This window comes from Coprococcus sp. RTP21204st1_G4_RTP21204_210225, assembly GCF_040915385.1.
Lineage (GTDB): Bacteria > Bacillota > Clostridia > Lachnospirales > Lachnospiraceae > Allocoprococcus > Allocoprococcus comes.
In genome coordinates this window covers 1-2,056 of sequence record NZ_JBCPDP010000052.1, presented here as the reverse complement: position 1 = coordinate 2,056, position 2,056 = coordinate 1, and the positions used below count along the sequence as shown (strand labels likewise).

Below are 2,056 nucleotides of genomic sequence, written 5' to 3'. Positions count from 1 at the left end.
TGGGGCAGCGCCCCATTTCAGCAATCTCCGTGCATATAATGAGCGGTCGCGGTGCCCGGCGGGAAAGCCCCTCGCTTTTCCTGCGTCCGGCGCATCGCGGCAGCGAAGGCGAATGCACGGAAGTCGGAGCCGGTCAACTTTTCCGTTCCAAATGTTTCCGTCAATCCGCCTGCGGATTTATGAAAGATTTGTGGGCGGGATGGTTGAGGGCCGAATCCCTCTACCCGGACGAGAAAAGGGTCAACGTTCGCAAATAGGCGCAAATGGGTTCATTTGATGCTAAATGGTGTCTTTTTCTATCATCGGCATCTGTGCATTTGGCAGTTTCTACCTGCATGTTCGTGTATAGGGCAGAGGGATAGAAAAATAGCCTGCGTTATAATCTGTCCCCAAGGAGACGGCATTCTTGCCGCTTCAAAAAGCAGGAAATCGGAAAAGAAAGGATGATGCCACATGGCTCAGGATTTCGGCGATGACATGGGAAACGCCCTCCTAAACTTCGTCACAAGGCAGACGGAGAACTACTTGCGGTTCGGACGTGGCAGGGAACGTGCTTTTGACTGGTGGCAGCGCCATTATAAGAAGGAGGGGAACACTCCTGAAGCCGCAAAAGCAATGGCTGAGAAGCAATCCTCTCGTGAGCAGGTGGTCGTGCCCTTTGGTACTTCCGAGGAAGCCGCCTACTATGCGCAGGTATGCCGCGAGAATGGTACCTATGCCGCCGCCTACACGGACAAACAGGGAAATGGTTTCCTTGCCTTTGCCAAGGAGGATGCTAAGACCGTCGCAGGGTATGCCCCGCAATTTAAGGACGTGATGGCGCGTCTCGATGAGCAGCGTATCACCGACGCGCTGAATCACGCGGAACCCGTGAATAAGAAGACCATGGATTCCCTCACGGAGCTGACAGGCTATCCCGACCTTCCAGCAGAGGACGTAACGGTCATTCCGGTCACCATCCGTTACAAGGATGCACCAGAAGAAACTTACGATGTGCTCTTTAGCGAGCAGGATACCGAAAACCTCAACATCGACGATTCGATTTGCTTCTCCGGCTACTCCCACAAGGAGCTTACCGAGATGGTTGGTCGTGAGACCCATGAGGATTTCGATGTAATTTCCGTCGGTGCCCCCTACAAGGTTCACGCGACGCAGGTGAAAACGGATGCCCCGGAAAAGACCTATGACGTGCCGGGAAAGGATGCACCTGCCCGCAGTGATAAGGTCTCTACACTCCGTGCCGAGGACACCGCCATCCATACCCAGAACATCCGAAACGCTGCCCAGAAGGCAAGGGAAGACTGCACGGACTTTTCCGACTTCGAGCGCAAGATGAACGCGCAGGGCTTCGGTGTGACTGAAACCAGCAAGGGTGAGGTCATGGCCTACGAGCCTGCAAGCCTGAATAAAGACGGTTCGGTACCGGCGTATGAGCGCGGTCGTGACTGGCCGGTCTCTGCGGAGACGTTAAAGAACCGGTACGACCTCGATGTGACCCACAACTGGTTCGAGCAGAATACCCCGAAAGACGCTGGCACCCTCCCGGATGGAGACCTTGCCATGCAGAATGCGCGTCTGGCGCAGGAGCAGATGCGTGACGAACAACAGCTGGTTGAGCCGGTTGCATCTGATGGTGCCATGGATAACGACGGGCGCACGCCCGACCCGAACTCCGGTATTGAAAGCCACGATGGCGCAGATACCGATTCCCGCACCGCCGTCATGGATGCGGAGCAGACCGGAAGCGAGATTCGCCCCTCCGATATTCGCGAGGAGCAGCAATATGATTCCGAGTCCTATTCCCTCACGGGGGAAGCTCGCGATATGACCGCTGCCAAGAACCAGATGGATACGGAGACGAAGGCGCAGGAAACCACGCGGGAGCATGGTTCGAGCCTGCCCTTTAACGGCGAAGACGTATTGTAAGGAGATAGACCATGACACTCAAAGACAAATTGCCGGACAGGCTGAAATGCTCCCCGCTTCTTACCATGGAATCGGACAGCGATATCGAGACCATCGCGGAATCCATCGTGAACCTCTCCGATTCAGATGG

At 55.5% G+C, this 2,056-nt stretch carries 2 protein-coding genes; both read left to right on the top strand.

The annotated features are described in order from the left end of the window. A partial coding sequence (locus tag AB5213_RS16980; RefSeq protein ID WP_368277016.1) for a hypothetical protein occupies positions 1 to 257 on the top strand: 257 nt, incomplete at its 5' end. A 196-nt stretch (positions 258 to 453) separates the two neighbouring features. Beyond that, positions 454 to 1,926, top strand: coding sequence for a hypothetical protein (locus AB5213_RS16975; protein ID WP_368277015.1), 1,473 nt, complete (start codon positions 454 to 456; stop codon positions 1,924 to 1,926). Positions 1,927 to 2,056: the final 130 nt, after the last annotated feature.